Here is a 17,886-nt window from a genome sequence, read left to right as displayed (position 1 = left end):
ATTTGATTACGCTCCCAACTCGATCGGTGCACCGACGAGGGAGCCGTACTCGGTCCAGCTCCCGTCGTAGTTCTTGACGTTCTTGTGGCCCAGCAGCTCCTGCAGCACGAACCAGGTGTGCGAGGAACGCTCGCCGATGCGGCAGTAGGCGATGGTCTCCTTCTCGCCGTCCAGGCCCGCTTCCTTGTAGATGGCGGCGAGCTCGTCGTCGGACTTGAAGGTGCCGTCCTCGTTCGCGGCCTTGGACCACGGCACGTTGATGGCGGTCGGGATGTGGCCCGGACGCTGCGACTGCTCCTGCGGCAGGTGGGCCGGGGCCAGGATCTTGCCGGAGAACTCGTCGGGCGAGCGCACGTCGACCAGGTTCTTGTTGCCGATGGCGTTGATGGCCTCGTCGCGGAAGGCGCGGATCGACAGATCCTGCTCCGACGCCTTGTAGGCGGTGGCCGGACGGGTCTTGATGTCCTTGACCAGCGGGCGGGCGTCGAGCTCCCACTTCTTGCGGCCGCCGTCGAGGAGCTTCACGTCCTGGTGGCCGTAGAGCTTGAAGTACCAGTACGCGTAGGCCGCGAACCAGTTGTTGTTGCCGCCGTAGAGCACCACGGTGTCATCGTTGCCGATGCCGCGGGCGGACAGCAGATCGGAGAACTGCTCGCGGTTGACGAAGTCACGCCGAACCTGATCCTGCAGGTCCTGCTTCCAGTCCAGACGGACGGCGCCCTCGATGTGGCCGAGGTCGTAGGACGAGGTGTCCTCGTCGACCTCGACGAGGACGACGCCGGGGGTGTTCAGGTTCTCTTCGACCCAGTCTGCGGAGACCAGGACCTCGGAGCGAGCCATGTTGTTCCTTTCGGTGGTGCCGGGGTCAGGCGGTAGTGATGCGTTGGTTGGGATACAGGGTGGTTCAGGGGTTCTGGGTCGCGGTGGCCGCGGACTTGGGCAGCAGGCGCGCGGCGACGGGATAGATCAAGCAGCCCAGGCAGATTCCGAAGGCGGCGTTGAGGAAGGCGGCGAAGAGCGCGAAACCGGTGAAGATCGAGCCCGCCACCGGACTGCCCGCGGCGAAGCCGATGACGCCGAGCGCGGCGAAGACGAAGCCGACCAGCTGCGCGAACCGCAGCGGGGCAACGGGTTCGACCTCGGACGTAGGCCCGATGCGCGGCGCGACCAGGGCGGCGAAGATCCGCCCGTAGGGGCTGCGACGGGGACCGGAGAGCGCGCCGGCCGCGAAGACCACGGCCTGCACGGCCAGCAGGATCGCGGCGGCGGGAACGGAGAACACGGAGATCACGAGCACGAGCGCCAGGACGGCGGTGGTGATCCAGGCCGCGAAGCGCGGCCCGCGTACATCCACCTGACCATTGGGCGGTTTACCGGGATTGGGGTTCGACATGTGTGTGCTCCTGCGCTGAAGGGATTTCGGCCAGATCGCCGGAGGATCGAAACGACCTCATCTACGGCGGGGCATGTACCGGTCGGCGTCAGAAGTGAACGAAAGGCCGACCGGCTAGCGGCACAGGCAGCAACAACCACCGAGGCGGCACAGGTCTACCGTGCGGCGTCGGGTGAGCATCAGCTCGCGGTTGGATTGCACGAAAGGGAGTTTACCCGGTTTTCGGGGGAAATTGGACCCGGGGCCCGTAATACTGGTCACTCGACCGCCCCGGAAACCGTTAGCGAAGCCAATGACCTGCGGATATCCGCCGCTTTCGGAACACCCGAAATCCGGAAGCGCTCCTGCCCCGCGGCGTCCAGGACGAAGGTCGTGGGCAGCGAGAGCACGTTCAGCACCCGGGCCAATTCCGGATTGGCGTCGATGTCGAGTTCCAGATCCAGCGGTGCGTCCGGTTCCCCGGCGAGCTCGCCGGCCACGCCCGCCACGACTCGGCGCACGGCCGCGCAGGGGCCGCACCAGTCCGCGGAGAAATGCAGAACAGTCGGACGGCCGGGCAGTACGCCCGCGGCGGCGAGCAACGCCGCGCGTTCGTCACCGGCCCGCTCGGGGGCGGCGCTCGCGCGCACCCGGCCCTCGTTGCGGCGCAACAGCAATCCCGCGCCCACCGCGGCAGCGAGCGCGACCAGCAGTACGGCCAGCGCGGTCACGGCTGCTGTAGCCGATCCAGATCTACGGTCACATCATCGCCTTTGCCCTCGACCACGATCTGCCCGCCGATCGCCTCCACCTTCGTGGGCACGATGCCGAACGGGAGATCCCGAGTATCGATGGTACGGGTGAACATGGCGAGCACCCTGGGCTTGTCGGCCTCGGAGATCACCCGGGGGGAGGTGTCCGCGCCGCTCAGCACGGTGTTCTCGGTGCCCCGGTAGATATCGGTCGCGGTGATCTGAATCTGATCCCCGACCAGGCGCAGCGTCGCCAGCACGCTCACCGCCTCCTTGCTGCGGGTGCTGACGGTCAGCGGGCCGGGGGACTCCGGGGCCGAGTCCAGGGGCATGGTGCCGGTGAGGATGATCACGCCGTCGTTGGTCATACCCGATCCACCGGAACCGCCGAGGCCGTCCGACTTGTCCGCGGGCGGGCCGAACACCTGCAGATCCGGAATCTTGAACAGCCGGCCGAGTTCGTTGGGCTCCACGCGCATCCGGGCCTCGACCAGGTCCACCGGCACCTTGCTGACGTTGCCGTCGGTGAGATCCCCGAACGGCAGATGCACGCCGCGCAAGTTGGCTTCGACCCGAATTTCGCCCGGAATGTCGGGACGCACCGCACGCGCCCGAATGTCCACGTTCTGGAACTCGCCGTTCATGGCCTGCAGTACGAAGGGGAAGCCGTGAAAGGTCACCTCGGGGTCCGCGCCCAGGTCCGAACCCTCGCGCAGCAGCCGCGACACCCGGTATTCGGAATAGGCGGCCATGCCGAAATCGAGTACGACCGCCAGCCCCGCCAGACAGAGCAGGCCAATGATCACCCTCCGGAAACCCATGCCCGCAACCCTAATGGGGGCGGGCGCGGTCGGTCCCGGCCGCGGTCGCTCCGGTCGCGAATGCCGGTGTTTCGATAGCCGAGCCCCGCTGGGCCGCCTCGATGACTCGGCCCGGCGGCGGGACACGCTAATGTAGCAACCGACTTACCTGTGATAACCAGCATGATGTCGTGGCGTACAGAGCGGTTGCCACGCACGTGCCAGATGGGATGGAGGGCCCCCATGGAGCTGCTCCTGCTGACCTCCGACCCCAACCCCGAGGCGGTCCTGCCGTCGCTGGCGTTGTTGCCGCACCACGTGCGGCCCGCGCCGACCGAGGTCGCGTCATTGCTCGAAGCCGGATCCGCCGATGTCGCACTGGTCGACGCCCGGACCGACCTGGCCGCCGCGCGCGGACTGTGTCGTTTGCTGGGCAGCACCGGTTCCTCGGTGCCGGTCGTGGCGGTGCTCACCGAAGGCGGTCTCGTCGCGGTGAACGCGGACTGGGGGCTGGACGACATCCTGCTGCCCGGCACCGGCCCCGCGGAACTGGACGCCCGGCTGCGGCTGCTGGTCGCCCGCAACGGCGGCGTCGCCAGCCCGGAGAACACCGGCAAGATCACCCTCGGCGAGCTGGTGATCGACGAGGGCACCTACACCGCCCGGCTGCGCGGCCGCCCACTCGATCTGACCTACAAGGAGTTCGAACTCCTCAAGTACCTCGCACAGCACGCGGGCCGGGTCTTCACCCGCGCGCAGCTGCTGCAGGAGGTCTGGGGCTACGACTTCTTCGGCGGCACCCGCACCGTGGACGTCCACGTGCGGCGACTGCGCGCCAAGCTCGGCAGTGAATACGAGTCGCTCATCGGCACCGTCCGCAACGTGGGCTACAAGGCGGTGCGCCCGGCGCGCACCGCGGCCGGCAAGGGCGAGACGGTCACCTTCCCCGATTCCGAAGGCGCCGACGACGAATTGACTACGGCGAACGGTTCTCTCTGATGTCTTCCCCGGCCGACCGCCTGCCCGCCGAGACCGCCGGGGTGGTGCGGGAACTGATCGAACGCGCCACCGCGGCCGACGGCGTCGCGCCCATCTCGGAACAGGCCGTGCTGTCGCTGACCGCGGACGACATCGAGGCCAGGCATTTCGTGACGGTCCGGGACGGCGTGCCCGCCGGATACGCGAATCTGGCTCCCGCGCACGGTGATCACCCCGCCATGGCCGAGGTCGCCGTCGATCCGGAACGGCGCGGGCAGGGCATCGGCTCCGAGCTGGTGCGCACGGCGCTCGCCGCGGGCGGACCCGGTGCGCGGGTCTGGGCGCACGGTGATCTGCCTCCGGCCAAGGCGGTCGCGGCCCGGCTGGGGCTGCGGGTCGCACGCGAACTGTGGCAAATGCGCCGGGATCTCGCTACTACCGAGCTACCGGAACTGACGGTGCCGGACGGCCTGGAATTGCGCACCTACGCGGGTCCGGCGGACGACGCCGAGATCCTGCGCGTCAACAACGCCGCCTTCTCCTGGCATCCGGAACAGGGCGGCTGGACCGAGCGCGACATCGCCGCGCGCCGCGCCGAATCCTGGTTCGACCCCGAGGGTTTGTTCCTCGCCGTCGACCCCGCCGATCCGGACCGAGTTCTCGGTTTTCACTGGACCAAGGTCCATCACGATGAAAAGCCGCCGCTCGGTGAGGTTTACGTGGTCGGCGTCGATCCGGCCGCGCAGGGCCGCGGCCTCGGGCGGGTGCTGACGCTGGCGGGATTGCGGTATCTGCGCGACCGCGGGCTGCCGCAGGTGCTGCTCTACACCGAGGCGGACAACACCGCCGCCGTGCACACCTACACGAAGCTGGGTTTCGCCCCGGCGCACGTGGATGTGGCCTACACCGCCGGATAGCGGATTCCGCGCGGCGCCGGAAGCGCCGCCGTGAATGTCCGGACTTCGAGCCTCCGGCTACCCTGAGGCAATTGTCACAGAACGTGCAGCGTAATCGCGCCGGGTTGTTCATCTCCCGTTCACCTGCCCAGGTCCAACTGGCCACCAGCCCCCCTTACTTTGCTTGTGGGCGGTACCGAACTGCCCGGTGCGCGAGTTCCCAGCGAACAGCCACCAATCATCGCGCCCGTCCGACCGTTGAGGGGTTGGGCGTGCGGACCGTGATTCGCGGAGGAACCAAGTGAATCTCAAGCGCAGCAGCGCCCTGATCGGTGTGCTGGCCGCGGCCGGCGCCCTTACGCTGACCGCCTGTGGCAGCGACGAGAACGACGTCGCGGGCGGCGTCGAGAAGCAGGCTGTCGAGTGTGGCGGCAAGAACGCCCTCAAGGCCAGCGGCTCGTCGGCGCAGAAGAACGCGATGGATCGTTTCGTCGCCGCCTACGAGAAGAATTGCGACGGATTCAAGCTCGACTACACCTCGTCGGGCTCCGGCGCCGGTGTGAAGGAATTCCTCGGCGGCCAGACCGATTTCGCCGGTTCGGACTCCCCGCTCTCGGCCAAGAAGGACGAGACCAAGCAGGCCGAGACCCGCTGCGGCGCGCCCGCGTGGAACCTGCCGACCGTCTTCGGCCCGATCGCCGTGACCTACAACCTGCCCGGCGTGACCGACCTCGTGCTCGACGCGCCGACGATCGCCAAGATCTTCAACGGCACCATCACCACCTGGAACGACACCGCCATCAAGGCGCTGAACTCGGCCAAGGCCGACAAGCTCCCGGGTGACAAGATCGCCGTGATCTACCGCTCGGACGAGTCGGGCACCACCGACAACTTCCAGCAGTACCTCGACGCCGCTTCCGAGGGCGCCTGGGGCAAGGGCGCCGGCAAGGCGTTCACCGGTGGCATCGGCGAGGGCGCCAAGGGCAACGAGGGCACCTCGGCCGCGGTCAAGAACACCCAGTTCTCGATCACCTACAACGAGTGGTCCTTCGCCAAGGCGCAGGGGCTGTCCATCAGCCGCATCCTGACGGCGACGACCTCCAACGACCCGAAGCCGGTCGAGCTGACCTCCGAGACCGCCGGTAAGGCGATCAACGGCGTGAAGATCTCCGGTCAGGGCAACGACCTGGTGCTGGACACCTCCTCGTTCTACAAGCCGACCGTCGGCGGCGCGTACCCGCTGATGATGCCGACCTACGAGATCGTGTGCTCCAAGTACAGCGACAGCGCCACCGCCAAGGCGGTCAAGGCCTTCCTGACCTCGGCGACCGGCAACGGCCAGCAGGGACTCTCGGACGCCGGCTACGTGCCGATCCCGGACGAGTTCAAGACCAAGCTGACCACCGCGATCAACGCCATCTCCTGATCGACCCGATCGAGAGCACATCATGACCGTGCACGACGAAATAGCATCCGCGGGCCAGTCCGTTTCGACCGGCCCGCGGGGGAACCGTGCCCAGCCGCCGGGGGATACTGCGCTCATGCCGACCGAACCCAGCACGAAGCCGGCCGCGCGGCGCGGCGTCTCCAAGTACGGCGCGGAGTTCGTCTTCCGCTCCGCGGCCACGGCGGCCGGCGCCGTCATCGTCGGTGCGATCGCCTTGATCGCGCTGTTCCTGTTGATCAGGGCGGTGCCGTCGGTACTGGCGAATGACGCGAACTTCTTCACCAGCACCGAGTTCAACACCTCCGATGCCAACCATCTGCGGTTCGGCATCAAGGACCTGTTCATGGTCACGGTGCTGAGTTCGATCGTCGCGCTGGTGATCGCCGTGCCGATCGGCGTGGGCATCGCGTTGTTCCTGACGCAGTACGCGCCCAAGGCGCTGGCCCGCCCGTTCTCGATGATCGTCGACTTGCTCGCGGCGGTGCCCTCGATCGTGTTCGGCCTCTGGGGATTCCTGGTGCTGGCTCCGAAGCTGGAGCCGGTCCAGACCTTCCTCAACGACAAACTCGGCTGGTTCTTCCTGTTCGCCGACGGCAATGTGAGCATCGCCGGCGGCGGCACGATCTTCACCGCGGGCATCGTGCTCGCGGTGATGATCCTGCCGATCATCACCTCGGTGAGCCGTGAGGTCTTCGGCCTCACCCCGCGCACCCACATCGAGGCCGCGCAGGCCCTGGGCGCCACCAAGTGGGAGGTCGTGCGCATGACGGTGCTGCCGTACGGCCGCTCCGGCATGATCGCCGGTTCCATGCTGGGCCTGGGCCGCGCACTCGGTGAGACCATCGCGGTGCTCGTGGTGCTGCGCACCTCGGCGCAGGCCGGGCACTGGTCGGTCTTCGACGGCGGGTACACCTTCGCCTCCAAGATCGCCTCGGCCGCTGCCGAATTCAGTTCCAAGCTGCCGACCGGCGCCTACATCGCCGCCGGCTTCGTTTTGTTCGCGCTGACCTTCGTCGTCAACGCCCTGGCGCGGCTCGCCGCGGGCGGGAAGGTGAACGGATGACCACCACCCTCGACAAGCCGGTCAAGGCCCCCACCTTCCGGCACACGAGCACGAGCCGGCGGATTCGCAACAACGTCGCGACCGGCACGGTGTGGGCCTGCTTCGCCATCGCGCTGGTGCCGCTGCTGTGGGTGCTCTACACCGTCATCGAACGCGGTTGGAGCGCAATCGCTTCGGCGGACTGGTGGGCCAAGTCCCAGAAGGGCGTGCTGCCCGAGGTCGAGGCCGGCGGTGTCTACCACGCCATCTACGGCACCATCGCCCAGTCCGCGGTGGCCGCGATCATCGCGGTGCCGCTCGGCGTGATGGCCGCTGTCTACCTGGTGGAATACGGCCGCGGCTGGCTGGCCAAGACCACCACGTTCATGGTGGACATCCTGGCCGGTGTGCCCTCGATCGTGGCCGCGCTGTTCATCTTCGCGCTGTGGATCGCCACCTTCGGCGCCCCGCAGAGCGCGCTCGCGGTCTCGCTGGCCCTGGTGCTGCTCATGCTGCCGGTGGTGGTGCGCAGCACCGAGGAGATGCTGAAGCTGGTTCCCGACGAATTGCGGGAAGCCTCCTACGCGCTCGGCATTCCCAAGTGGAAAACCATTGTGAAGATCGTGGTTCCGACCGCGGCGCCCGGCATGATCAGCGGCATCCTGCTGTCGCTGGCCCGTGTCATGGGTGAGACCGCGCCGGTGCTGGTCCTGGTCGGCTACTCGAAGTCGATCAACTACAACATCTTCGACGGCAACATGGCCTCGCTGCCGCTGATGATCTACCAGGAGCTGGCCAACCCCGAGCCCGCCGGCCGGGCGCGCGTGTGGGGTGCGGCCCTGACGCTGATCCTGCTGATCGCACTCCTGTACGTCGCCGCTGCGGCGGTCAACAAGCTGCTGACGCGGAATCGATAGAGGGAACGGAAAAGACTGATGGCCAAGCGCATCGACGTCAAAGACCTCAATATCTACTACGGCAAGTTCCACGCCATCTCCAACGTGGGACTGACCGTGCTGCCGCGCAGCGTGACCGCCTTCATCGGCCCCTCGGGCTGTGGCAAGTCCACCGTGCTGCGCTCGCTCAACCGCATGCACGAGGTGACCCCCGGCGCTCGCGTCGAGGGCGCGGTGCTGCTGGACGGCGAGGACATCTACGGCGCGAACATCGACCCGGTCGGCGTGCGCCGCACCATCGGCATGGTGTTCCAGCGCCCGAACCCGTTCCCCACCATGTCCATTCGCGACAACGTGGTGGCCGGGCTCAAGCTCCAGGGCGTGCGCGGCAAGAAGGAGCTCGACGAGGTCGCCGAGCGTTCGCTGCGCGGCGCCAACCTCTGGAACGAGGTCAAGGACCGCCTCGACAAGCCGGGCGGTGGCCTGTCCGGTGGTCAGCAGCAGCGCCTGTGCATCGCCCGCGCCATCGCGGTGTCACCGGACGTGCTGCTGATGGACGAGCCGTGTTCGGCGCTGGACCCCATCTCCACGCTCGCGATCGAGGATCTGATCTCCGAGCTGAAGAAGGAGTTCACGATCGTCATCGTCACGCACAACATGCAGCAGGCCGCGCGCGTGAGCGACCAGACCGCGTTCTTCAACCTGGAGGCGCAGGGTAAGCCGGGCAAGCTCGTCGAGATCGACGAGACCGAGAAGATCTTCTCCAACCCGACCCAGAAGTCGACCGAGGATTACATCTCGGGCCGCTTCGGGTAGGAAGCGCTCGTTCGCGGCGGCCCTCGTTCCCGGTGGGAACGGGGGCCGCTGTCGTGAGAGCCGATCGCTATGGCGAGGTGCGCGGCTTACGCCGAGCCGGGTGATCCGGCCGCGCGCCGCCGCCTTCCATCTGGCCCCGGACCAGTCGGTCCGGGGCTTTTCTCGGCCCTATCGGCCGTTCGCGCGCTGTGTGCTGAGTCATAGCGGGCTCGCAGTATTGTATGCAACCGTCAGTTACATCTAACCTATTCCGAGACGGTAAACCGATCGGTCTAGTAGGAGGTGTCGGGTGACGGTTTCAACGGCGAAACACGAAGCCGGGACCGCGGGATTGAGTCAGCGCGGCAAGATCGCGGCGTTGATCGCCATCTGTCTCGCGGAACTGCTCGTGGTCCTGGACAACACGCTCGTGAATGTGGCGCTGCCATCGATGGCGGTGCAGCTCGAGGCCGATATGAGCGGCCTGCAGTGGATCGTGGACGCGTTCACCCTGGCCTTCTCGGGCCTGCTGCTCGCCATGGGTCACCTCGGCGACCGGTACGGGCGGCGCAAGTTCATGATCATCGGCCTGGCCGGTGTGGCGGCCATGTCCGCGGCCGGTGCACTGGCCTCGGGCCTGGGTCAGGTGATCGCCGCCCGCGCCGGCATGGGCGTGTTCGCGGCCGTGGTCTTCCCGGCCACCCTGGCCCTGCTCACCAATATCTTCACCGAGGCGCGGGAGCGGGCCGCGGCCATCGCGCTGTGGACCGCCATGGCCGGCATCGCCATCGCCATCGGGCCCACGGTCGGCGGCTGGCTGCTCGAGTACTTCTCCTGGCATTCGGTGTTCTGGATCAATGTGCCGGTGGCGCTGCTGGCCATCGCCGCGGTGCTGCTCACGGTGCCGGAGTCCAAGGGCGCGCATCCGGGCCGGCTGGACCGGGTCGGCATCGTGCTCTCGCTGGCGGGCATCACCGCGCTGGTGTGGTCGATCATCGAGGCCCCCAAATACGGCTGGTTCGCCGCGCAAAGCCTTGCCGGATACCTGCTTTCGGTGATCGCGCTGGCGCTGTTCGTGACCTGGGAACTGCGGGTCGAGTCGCCGGTGCTCAATATGCGGCTGTTCCGCATCCGGCGCTTCGCGGTGCCGTCGGCGGCCATTACCGTGTCCTACTTCTGCGCCTTCGGATTCCTGTTCCTGATCACCCAGTACTTCCAGGGCGTGAAGGAACTGACCCCGCTCGAATTCGGCATCCATTCCCTGCCTTTCGCGGTCGCGGTGGGTGTGGGCGCGCCCCTGGCGACCATGCTCGCGCAGCGGCTGGGCACGACGGCGATGCTGGTGAGCGGACTGCTGATCCTGGCGGTGGCCATGTACATCGCCGGCCGCACCACGGTCGACACCCCCTACGTGGGACCGGTGGTGGTGTCGATGATCCTCATGGGCCTGGGCTTCGCGGTGGTGCAGGGCCCGGCGACCGAATCCATCATGGGCTCGGTGCCTTTGAACGAGGCGGGCGCGGGGTCGGCGGTCAACGACACCACCCGCGAGGTGGGCGGAGCGCTCGGGGTGGCCCTGCTGGGCTCGATCATGACCTCGGTCTACGCGAGCAAGGTCAGCGATCGGATCGCCGGCATTCCGGCCTCGATCATGAACGACCGGCAGAAGGAATTGGCGAGCAACACCCCGATCAGCGTGCTGGAGATCATCAAGGCGCCGGTGAATCCCCTGGTGGCACAGGCGAAGACCGAGCTGATCCAGGCGATGAAGGTGGCCTCGCTACAGGGCGCCACGGCGGCGTCCTACGTCGCGGTGGGCACGCTGGTGGTCTGTGCCGCGGTCGTCGCGGTGGCGCTGCCCTGGCGGCCCGAACGCGGGCAGTCGATTCTGCTGGGCTGGCGCGAAAAGGATTCCGCCGCCGCCGAATCCGAGGCCCGCGACTGATCCGTCACGCGGCGGAGTTCGGGCCGGGGGCGAAAACCTCCGGCCCGCAACGACGGAACCCCGGCCCGCGCACCGTGTCGTGTGCGTCGGCCGGGGTTCCGGGTTTCACGGTGTTCGGCACACCGCGGGCGTCGTCCGGGGTGCGCCCGAAGGCTCAGCGCCTCAGATGCTTTCCTTCTCCGAATCCGGATCGGGCGGCAGCACGCCGGTCACCAGGAACACCACGCGGCGCCCGATCTCCACGGCGTGGTCGGCGAAGCGCTCGTAGTAGCGGCCGAGCAGCGCGACGTCCACGGCCGAGGCCACGCCGAACTGCCAGTCGCGGTCCATGATCAGCGTGAACAGATGCTTGCGCAGATCGTCCATCGCCTCGTCGTCGTCGTTGAGCTTGGCGGCGCGCTCGGGGTCGCGGGTCTCGAGGACGTCCTTGGCGGTCGCGCCCATCTTGACCGCGATGCGGCCCATCTCCGCGAAGTAGCTGTTGACCGCTTCCGGCACGGCGTGGTTCGGGAAGCGGCGGCGGGTCATCTTGGCCACGTGCAGCGACAGCACGCCCATGCGGTTCACATCGGCGACGATCTGAATGGCACTGACCACCTGGCGCAGATCACCGGCGACGGGAGCCTGCAGGGCGAGCAGCGCGAACGCCTTCTCCTCGGCCAGCTGGATCATCTCGGCGATGCGGTCGTATTCGGTGATGACCTGTTCGGCGAGCTCGAGGTCGGCACCCAGGAGCGACTGGGTCGCCCGCTCCATCGCGGATCCGGCGAGGCCGGCCATACCGCCGAGTAGATCGGCCAGTTCGGCCATTTGTTCGTTGTAGATGACACGCATGAGTCAAGACAGTAGTGGTAGCGCCTGACCAAGTCACCAACGGCAGGTGAATCGTCCGTGCCGGTCGCTCCCGGGCCGGTCGGAGCGTACCGGCCCGCCGCCGGACCCGCTATTTGCAGGTCTCGTCGGCCGCGTTGACGTGCTCGAGATCGGAGGGCAGTGTGACCGGCGCCGCATTGGCCGCTTCGGCGGGGGTGTCGGGCAGCACCTGGCCGAAGGCGGTGGGGGTGCGCACGGTGCCCAGGTAGTCGCTGCCGACCACGACCTCGACGATGCTGCCGAGCCCGGCGGTGGACTCGAGGGTCGCGCCCGGGATCGAGCTGGCGACCGTGGCCGCGGCGGCCTCGTGCCCGCTGGAGTAGCGGACCTTGGTCTTGTCCACGGTGCCGTCGGCGTTGTTGCCGGTGCTGTAGATGTTGAAGCCCTGATTGGAGAGCTTGGTCGCGGTGGTGGAGGCCAGTCCGGCCTTGCCCGAGCCGTTGGAGACCTGCAGCGAGATCGTGCTGGGGTCGACCGCGATCAGCGTGGGCTTGGTGGGCGGGGCCTCGGTGGTGGACTCGGGGGTCTCGTCCTTCTTCTCGCCCGGCAGCGGCTGGTCGTCGATGACCGCGCGGAAGATGGCCTTGATGTCGGATTCGCGCGGAATCTCGTTGCCGTAGGACGTGGTTCCCGCGGTGGGCACGGTGAGGAAGGTGATGGCGCCCGCGTCGACCTTCTGCAGTGAGCGGCCCAGGGTGAGCAGGTCCTTGGTGGTGACGTTGTCCATGAAGGAGTGCTCGGAGAAGGCGTTGATGACGCTGTTCAGCTTGCCCGCGTTGAAGAGCACCTTGCTGGACATGGCGCCGCGCAGCAGCGAGGACAGGAAGCGCTGCTGCCGGTTGATGCGGTCGTAGTCGCTGCGCTCCTCACCGACGACGTGGCGGGCGCGCACGTAGTCCAGCGCGGTGGAGCCGTTGACGACCTGCTTGCCGGGGGTGGTGAGGATGGTGCCCAGGATTTCGTCGACGAGCGGCTTGGTGGAGCACACCTCGACGCCGTCGATGGTGTCGACCATGGCCTCGAAGCCCGCGAAGTCGATGCCCACGAAGTGGTTGATGCTCAGGCCGGACATCTTCTGGATGACCTTGGTCAGGCATTTGGGCCCGCCGAGCGCGTAGATGGCGTTGAGCTTGTCGCCGGGGGCGGCCGGGAAGGTCTCCTTGGTGTAGGCGCCCTTGTCGTTGTCCCAGCCTTCGCACTGCGGCCGGGTGACGTCCAGGTCGCGCGGGAAGGACACGGCCACCACGCGGTCGCGGCTCTTGGGGATGTTGACCAGCATGACGGTGTCGGCGCGCGCGCCTTCGGCGTCGTCGGTGGTGCCCGCGCCCAGTTGGGAGTTCACGCCCGCACGGGTGTCGGTGCCGACGATCAGGAAGTTCTCGTCGCCGTACTGCAGGTTCGGGTCGATGATGTCTTCGGAGTCGGTCTGGACCGCGTCGACGGTGTTGAACGCGTTGTCCTTGACGTGCAGGTAGCTCCAGCCGGTGCCGGTGATGAGCAGCGCGATGGCGGCGACCACGATCAGGGTGGCGCGCCCGGCCATCTGCATCTTGCGATTGCGGCGGCTGCGCCCGGCGGCCAAGCGGGACAGCGGTTTCCCGATGGCCGTCGGCAGCGCGGTGGTGGGGTAGTCGGCGGGGGACTCGACGGCCCGGGTGGCCGGGCGCACGGCCTTGACCCGTTCGCGGGGCGGGTCGGTGATGACGGGTAGCTCTTCGGTGGGCGGATCCGCCGGCGCGGCGCGGCGTGCGCCGCCCGCGGTCTCGAGCGGGGGACGAGAAGCGTTGGGGGCGGCCGGTTCCGGGGGTACCGCGCGCCGGGATCCGGTGGCGGCGGGGGATTCGGGGGGTACGGCGCGGCGAGAACCGGTGGAATTGACCGGATCCTGGGGTACCGCGCGCCGGGAACCCGTCGAGTTGACCGGGTCCTGGGGGACCGCGCGGCGAGATCCCGTGGAGTTCACCGGGTCCTGGGGCGCGGGTCGCCGGGTCACCGTGCTGTCGGCGGCCTCGGGGCTCGGCGTGCGGCGGGCTCCGGTGCCGCCCGGGTCGCTCGCGCCGCGTTCGGCCTCGGGCCAGCCCGCGGAGTTGGCGGGGGCGGGGGTGGCGGGGTCGGAACGCCGGCGGCGCCGGGAGCGGCGCTCGCTGTCCACGCGCTCGACCAGATCCTGCACCGAGATGGGCGCGGAGCCGGGCGACGAATTGTCGTTGTGCCGGGCCCGGCGCGAGGTGGATGGCTGGTCGTCCGCGTCGTCGTCCGTGGCGTAGCGCTCCCACGGGGCGCGACCTCCGGGCCGAGGCGTACGCCCGTACCGATCGTCACCCACCAACGAACCTCACTTTGCTTTTCGATGCCGACCGTCATGATAACGATTCCGCCACGATCGACCACTCGAACGGTGATCCATCGTGCGCAACTCACATTTCTCACGGCCCCGAATTCGGGCCGTACCGCGGTGGGCCGGAAAGCTCCCACCCCGGAAATTCTGCCAGGCTCTGCGCGATCGGTTCGGGAACACGATCGGGTCGTTCGCGGGCGGTGCAGCGTAAATCGTGGCGGGTCGCCGCGTTTACCAGTGTGAATCGGTGAAAAAAGCGCCGGACGGCGGCGAGCGCGAACCGTCCGGAGAAGTGAAAACGGTTCGGCGATAAAGCCGTCCATCGCCGTGGAGCGCGCGGATCGCGTGCCCGGGGGCGGTGCGATTTCACGGCGCGAATGCGCCGCCGTCGCGGTCCGCGCGGAGTGGAACTCTAGCCGCCGCTGTGCATGACGTCGGCGGCGCAGGGGACCGTGGGATCCTCCGGGTCGTCGAGCCAGCCGTCGGGCAGCGCGACCTTGCCGGGGGAGCCCTGGCGGCCGCGCGGGCCCTCGGCGTCCTTGGGGAAGGGCACCTCGGGATCGAGTTGGCCGATCAGGTCCACGAGCTGGTTCATGCTGCCGACGGTGGCGAAGCTGCGCCGCAGATCGCCGCCGATCGGGAAGCCCATCAGGTACCAGGCCATGTGCTTGCGGATGTCACGCATGGCCTTGTCCTCGCCGTCGTGCGCGACGAGCAGTTCCGAATGTCTGCGCAGGATCTCCCCGACCCGGCCCAGGTTCGGGGCGGCGGGCAGCGCCTCGCCGCGCAGCGCGGCCTGTAGCTCGGCGAAAAGCCAAGGGCGGCCCAGGCATCCGCGGCCGACGACGACGCCGTCGCAGCCGGTCTCGGCCATCATGCGCACCGCGTCGGCGGCGCTGAAGATGTCGCCGTTGCCCAGTACCGGGATGGTGGTGACGGCTTCCTTGAGGCGGGCGATGGCGGTCCAGTCGGCCTCGCCCGAGTAGCGCTGGGCGGCGGTGCGCGCGTGCAGCGCGACGGCGGCGACGCCCTCGGCCTCGGCGATGCGGCCGGTGTCGAGGTAGGTGTGGTGCTCGTCGTCGATGCCGATGCGGAATTTCACCGTGATGGGGACGCCGGCGGGTTCGGCCGCGCTCACCATGTTCCGCACGATGTCGCGGAACAGCTGCCGCTTGTAGGGCAGGGCCGCGCCGCCGCCGAGCCGGGTCACCTTGGGCACCGGGCAGCCCAGGTTGAGGTCGATGTGGTCGGCCCAGCCCTCGCCGACGATTATCTTGACGGCTTCGCCGACGGTCTTCGGGTCGACCGCGTACAGCTGCATCGAGCGCGGGCTCTCGTCCGCGTCGAACGCCATCATGTGCAGCGTCTTCTCGTTGCGCTCGACCACCGCTCGCGCGGTGATCATCTCGCACACGTAGATGGAAGTGCTGCTGCCGAATTCGCGGCACAGCTTCCGGAAGGCGACGTTGGTGATACCCGCCATCGGCGCCAGCACGACCGGCGGATCAACCGGGTAGGGGCCGATTCGCAGCGCGGTCGTCGAGGCATCGAGCGAGGTCGTCACGCCGACCAGTGTAGGTTCCGCGCGAAAGTGCCCCGGGACACGTCCCGCTTCCGCGCGTATGACAGCGCCCGATACCGAAGCCCGCGGGTCCACGCACCTGGCGAAGCGATCACGTCCGTGCGGCCGCGCACGACCGGCCGGGCCGGGTGGTGGCGTCGTCGACCGGGGTTGGGTTCTTGCCGACCGGCCGGGTTCCTGCCGACCGGGTGGCGGGACCCTGCCCGCCGGGGTGCCGGCTGTTGCCCGTCTGTCCGGGTGGCGGTGCCACCCACCCTTCGGGGGGCCGGGGGCTGGGCCCCCGGTTCCTCCCTCACGGGGGTTCGGGGGCGAAGCCCCCGGGACCCGTCGTCAGACGTTCGCCATTTCCTTGTCCCGCTTGGCGGCCTCGCGGGCCAGCATGCGGTCGCGCTGCTCCTCGAACTTGAGGACGTCGCCGCCGAGCTTCTCGAGGAAGTTCCCGAGGCGCTCGCGGGTCTCCTCGCCGCGCGCGGTGAAGTCGTCGCGCTCGAAGATGCGCCACTTCTTCAGGACCGGGTTCACGACCTCTTCCAGGTGCTGGCGCAGGTCGTAGATGCCGTGCTTGGCCATCAGGACGCCGTTGCGGCGGAAGTTGGGCATGCCGGCGCCCGGCATCTGGAAGTTCTCCAGGATGAGGGTGATGGCTTCGATGGTCTGGTCCGGCGAAAGGTCCAGCGCCGCACCGCACATGTTGCGGTAGAAGATCATGTGCAGGTTCTCGTCGGCGGCGATGCGCTGCAGCAGCCGATCGGCGATGGGGTCGTCGCACACGCGCCCGGTGTTGCGGTGCGAGACGCGGGTGGCGAGTTCCTGGAAGGTCACGTACGCGACCGAGTACAGGAAGCCGGCGTCGACTTCACCGTCGGTGACCGTTGCGGGCGAAGCGAATCCGTTGGTCATGTGGATCATGCGCGCCTGTTCGAGCGCGACGGGATCGACGCCGCGGGTGACGACGAGGTAGTCGCGCATGGCGATGCCGTGCCGGTTCTCCTCGGCGGTCCAGCGGCCGACCCAGGTGCCCCAGGCGCCGTCCTGGGAGAAGTTCTCGGCGATCTCCCGGTGGTAGGAGGGGAGGTTGTCCTCGGTGAGCAGGTTGGTGATCATGGCCGCCTTGGCCAGCTCGCTCAGCTTCGACTGTTCGGGATCCCAGTCGATGCCGCCCATGGCGGCGAAGTTACGGCCCTCGTCCCACGGCACGTAGTCGTGGGGATGCCATTCCTTGGCCAGGGACAGGTGCCGATCGACGTTCGCCGCGGCAACCGGCTCCAACTCCGTGAGCAGCTCGAGTTGAGTCAGATCCTTTGCCATACATAAGCCCTTCGTATCGTGCGATCTAGCTGGTCGTACCCTCGCTGGTCTGCCGCCGCGGCCCATACCTTACGTCACCGTAGGGTGATGTGAAACTCATCCGGTTGCCATTGCGCGGCCAGTGATGGATGTCATAAGAGTTGCGACCCGGGGCGATGGTCTATCGCCGCGGGCCGCAATTCGTTAGCCGCACATTGTGATCGGGTGCGACCTACTTCTTGCCGCCCAGCAGGCCGCCCAGCACGTTGCCGAGGACACTGCCCGCGTTCTGCCCGACGGCCTTGCCGAGAATGTCTCCGAGACCGCCGGCGCCACCCTTGCCTCCGGTGGCTCCACCCAGCAGGCTACCGAGAATGTCGCCCAAAGGCCCGGCGCTGCCGCCCGCGGCGGCGGTTTCGGTCGCGGGCGCGCCGCCCGCCGCGCCGCCGCCGAGCATCTTCTTGCTCAGGTAGGCCAGCACGATGGGGGCGAGCAGGGGGAGCAGCTTCGCCATGAGGTCCTGACCGTTGCCGCCGCCGACGCCGCCGAGCGCGCTGATCACCGTGTTCTTCTCGGCCCCGAACGTCTGGTCGACGATCTGGTTGCCGCTGTCGGTATCGACCTGGTCGATGTCGACGCCGCCGTCGAGCAGCGTGGCGGGCTGGTTGGCGACCTCGCCCTCGAGATTCAGGCCGACGTCGGGGTTGCCGGCCTGCGCCTGGAAACCGCCGAGGAGAACGGGGATCGCCGCGTTGATCGCGGTGGTTGCGGTCGCTTCGTCAACTCCGAGTTTGGAGGCGATCTGTGCGACGGGGACGTTCGAGATCAGGTCATCGAAGGAAGTCATGAACTCCGCCTGTGTGTTGGCATCCCGGAAAAGCCG

Annotated in this window: 16 protein-coding genes; 7 read left to right on the top strand and 9 right to left on the bottom strand. The window is 68.1% G+C overall.

The features are described 5' to 3' along the window. Positions 1 to 6: 6 nt before the first annotated feature. The 4 genes from ABZ319_RS09230 to ABZ319_RS09215 form a co-directional block, all read right to left on the bottom strand. Complete coding sequence (locus ABZ319_RS09230; protein ID WP_354985837.1) at positions 7 to 840, bottom strand: sulfurtransferase; 834 nt, start codon at positions 838 to 840, stop codon at positions 7 to 9. A 64-nt stretch (positions 841 to 904) separates the two neighbouring features. Beyond that, positions 905 to 1,393, bottom strand: coding sequence for a DUF4395 domain-containing protein (locus tag ABZ319_RS09225; protein WP_354985836.1), 489 nt, complete (start codon positions 1,391 to 1,393; stop codon positions 905 to 907). Between the two features lie 257 nt (positions 1,394 to 1,650). Continuing rightward, positions 1,651 to 2,103, bottom strand: coding sequence for a thioredoxin family protein (locus ABZ319_RS09220; RefSeq protein ID WP_354985835.1), 453 nt, complete (start codon positions 2,101 to 2,103; stop codon positions 1,651 to 1,653). Further along, the gene (locus ABZ319_RS09215) at positions 2,100 to 2,945 is read right to left on the bottom strand and encodes an LmeA family phospholipid-binding protein (protein ID WP_354985834.1); all 846 of its coding nucleotides are present in this window, start codon (positions 2,943 to 2,945) and stop codon (positions 2,100 to 2,102) included. Before ABZ319_RS09215 ends, ABZ319_RS09220 begins: the two co-directional genes overlap by 4 nt. Before the next feature lie 222 nt (positions 2,946 to 3,167). Here ABZ319_RS09215 and ABZ319_RS09210 point away from each other — a divergent pair, with 222 nt between their 5' ends. From ABZ319_RS09210 to ABZ319_RS09180, 7 genes are all read left to right on the top strand, one after another. After that, positions 3,168 to 3,923: a response regulator transcription factor gene (locus ABZ319_RS09210; RefSeq protein WP_354985833.1), complete on the top strand. Its 756-nt coding sequence runs from the start codon at positions 3,168 to 3,170 to the stop codon at positions 3,921 to 3,923. Beyond that, complete coding sequence (gene mshD, locus ABZ319_RS09205) at positions 3,923 to 4,819, top strand: mycothiol synthase (protein WP_354985832.1); 897 nt, start codon at positions 3,923 to 3,925, stop codon at positions 4,817 to 4,819. The genes ABZ319_RS09210 and mshD overlap by 1 nt, the downstream gene beginning before the upstream one ends. Before the next feature lie 280 nt (positions 4,820 to 5,099). Then, complete coding sequence (pstS, locus tag ABZ319_RS09200; RefSeq protein ID WP_354985831.1) at positions 5,100 to 6,224, top strand: phosphate ABC transporter substrate-binding protein PstS; 1,125 nt, start codon at positions 5,100 to 5,102, stop codon at positions 6,222 to 6,224. 115 nt (positions 6,225 to 6,339) lie between these two features. Beyond that, a complete protein-coding gene (pstC, locus tag ABZ319_RS09195; RefSeq protein ID WP_354985830.1) occupies positions 6,340 to 7,308 on the top strand; it encodes a phosphate ABC transporter permease subunit PstC in 969 nt (322 codons plus the stop codon). Continuing rightward, positions 7,305 to 8,204, top strand: a complete 900-nt coding sequence (pstA, locus tag ABZ319_RS09190; protein ID WP_354985829.1) for a phosphate ABC transporter permease PstA — start codon at positions 7,305 to 7,307, stop codon at positions 8,202 to 8,204. Before pstC ends, pstA begins: the two co-directional genes overlap by 4 nt. A gap of 18 nt (positions 8,205 to 8,222) precedes the next feature. Further along, complete coding sequence (gene pstB, locus ABZ319_RS09185) at positions 8,223 to 8,999, top strand: phosphate ABC transporter ATP-binding protein PstB (protein ID WP_354985828.1); 777 nt, start codon at positions 8,223 to 8,225, stop codon at positions 8,997 to 8,999. Between the two features lie 331 nt (positions 9,000 to 9,330). Continuing rightward, positions 9,331 to 10,923, top strand: coding sequence for an MFS transporter (locus tag ABZ319_RS09180; protein WP_354985893.1), 1,593 nt, complete (start codon positions 9,331 to 9,333; stop codon positions 10,921 to 10,923). Between the two features lie 162 nt (positions 10,924 to 11,085). Here the strand turns inward: ABZ319_RS09180 and phoU are convergent, their stop codons facing one another. The 5 genes from phoU to ABZ319_RS09155 form a co-directional block, all read right to left on the bottom strand. Further along, positions 11,086 to 11,757, bottom strand: coding sequence for a phosphate signaling complex protein PhoU (phoU, locus tag ABZ319_RS09175; RefSeq protein ID WP_354985827.1), 672 nt, complete (start codon positions 11,755 to 11,757; stop codon positions 11,086 to 11,088). 109 nt (positions 11,758 to 11,866) lie between these two features. Then, positions 11,867 to 14,122 (bottom strand): LCP family protein, encoded by a 2,256-nt coding sequence (locus ABZ319_RS09170; protein WP_354985826.1) that lies wholly within the window; start codon positions 14,120 to 14,122, stop codon positions 11,867 to 11,869. Positions 14,123 to 14,546: 424 nt separating this feature from the next. After that, entirely contained in the window at positions 14,547 to 15,698 is a 1,152-nt protein-coding gene (gene dusB / locus ABZ319_RS09165) for a tRNA dihydrouridine synthase DusB (protein WP_354985825.1), read from the bottom strand. Between the two features lie 348 nt (positions 15,699 to 16,046). Beyond that, complete coding sequence (locus tag ABZ319_RS09160; protein ID WP_354985824.1) at positions 16,047 to 17,024, bottom strand: acyl-ACP desaturase; 978 nt, start codon at positions 17,022 to 17,024, stop codon at positions 16,047 to 16,049. Positions 17,025 to 17,235: 211 nt separating this feature from the next. Further along, a complete protein-coding gene (locus tag ABZ319_RS09155; protein WP_354985823.1) occupies positions 17,236 to 17,850 on the bottom strand; it encodes a DUF937 domain-containing protein in 615 nt (204 codons plus the stop codon). Between the last annotated feature and the right edge of the window lie 36 nt (positions 17,851 to 17,886).

The sequence above is a fragment of the Nocardia sp. NPDC005978 genome, assembly GCF_040614455.1.
GTDB lineage: Bacteria > Actinomycetota > Actinomycetes > Mycobacteriales > Mycobacteriaceae > Nocardia.
The sequence above is the reverse complement of the archived record's forward strand: the minus strand, read 5'-3'. Positions and strand labels throughout refer to the sequence as shown.

Coding starts and splice junctions, on each gene's coding strand:
- pstA (WP_354985829.1), top strand. CDS start 7,305: ATGACCACCACCCTCGACAAGCCGGTCAAGGCCCCCACCTTCCGGCAC.
- ABZ319_RS09225 (WP_354985836.1), bottom strand. CDS start 1,393: ATGTCGAACCCCAATCCCGGTAAACCGCCCAATGGTCAGGTGGATGTA.
- ABZ319_RS09155 (WP_354985823.1), bottom strand. CDS start 17,850: ATGACTTCCTTCGATGACCTGATCTCGAACGTCCCCGTCGCACAGATC.
- pstB (WP_354985828.1), top strand. CDS start 8,223: ATGGCCAAGCGCATCGACGTCAAAGACCTCAATATCTACTACGGCAAG.
- ABZ319_RS09160 (WP_354985824.1), bottom strand. CDS start 17,024: ATGGCAAAGGATCTGACTCAACTCGAGCTGCTCACGGAGTTGGAGCCG.
- phoU (WP_354985827.1), bottom strand. CDS start 11,757: ATGCGTGTCATCTACAACGAACAAATGGCCGAACTGGCCGATCTACTC.
- ABZ319_RS09230 (WP_354985837.1), bottom strand. CDS start 840: ATGGCTCGCTCCGAGGTCCTGGTCTCCGCAGACTGGGTCGAAGAGAAC.
- pstC (WP_354985830.1), top strand. CDS start 6,340: ATGCCGACCGAACCCAGCACGAAGCCGGCCGCGCGGCGCGGCGTCTCC.
- mshD (WP_354985832.1), top strand. CDS start 3,923: ATGTCTTCCCCGGCCGACCGCCTGCCCGCCGAGACCGCCGGGGTGGTG.
- ABZ319_RS09210 (WP_354985833.1), top strand. CDS start 3,168: ATGGAGCTGCTCCTGCTGACCTCCGACCCCAACCCCGAGGCGGTCCTG.
- ABZ319_RS09215 (WP_354985834.1), bottom strand. CDS start 2,945: ATGGGTTTCCGGAGGGTGATCATTGGCCTGCTCTGTCTGGCGGGGCTG.